Below are 510 nucleotides of genomic sequence, written 5' to 3'. Positions count from 1 at the left end.
ATAAGCTTTGATGCCGCAACATTGGAATTGTGGGCCAGTTTGTTGAACGGTGCCCGCCTAGCCGTTTATGAAGCCGGTCCGATTGCCCCGTCCGAGGTAGCTCAAGCCATTCATAGCTATGGCGTGACAATGGCATGGCTTACTTCCGCACTCTTTGACCAGTTTACATCCCAAGATCTCGAGAAATTCCAAGGTGTTAAATATCTTATTTCAGGAGGAGATGTACTTCCTGTCACRGCGATAAAAAGGGCACAGATTGCGTTGCCGGATACCATTCTTATCAACGGATACGGCCCTACAGAGACGACGACATTCGCCTCGACACATACACTCCCATCAAATTTTGACCACAAGGCAGCACCGATCGGCCGTCCGATCTCGAACACGCAGATCTACATACTCGACGGTCACCGGCGTCCTGTTCCGGTTGGGGTTGCCGGCGAGCTCTACATTGGCGGTACAGGGGTTGCGCGCGGTTATCTGAACAAGCCGGAACTGACGGCCGAGAAG

At 52.7% G+C, this 510-nt stretch carries 1 protein-coding gene; it reads left to right on the top strand.

Translation table 11 applies throughout. From position 1 onward, the window contains the following. On the top strand, positions 1-510 hold a 510-nt coding region (locus AC1DNW_RS35470), incomplete at both ends, for an AMP-binding protein (protein ID WP_477855830.1).

It is taken from the genome of Rhizobium sp. 05L429 (assembly GCF_056397645.1).
The sequence above is the reverse complement of the archived record's forward strand: the minus strand, read 5'-3'. Positions and strand labels throughout refer to the sequence as shown.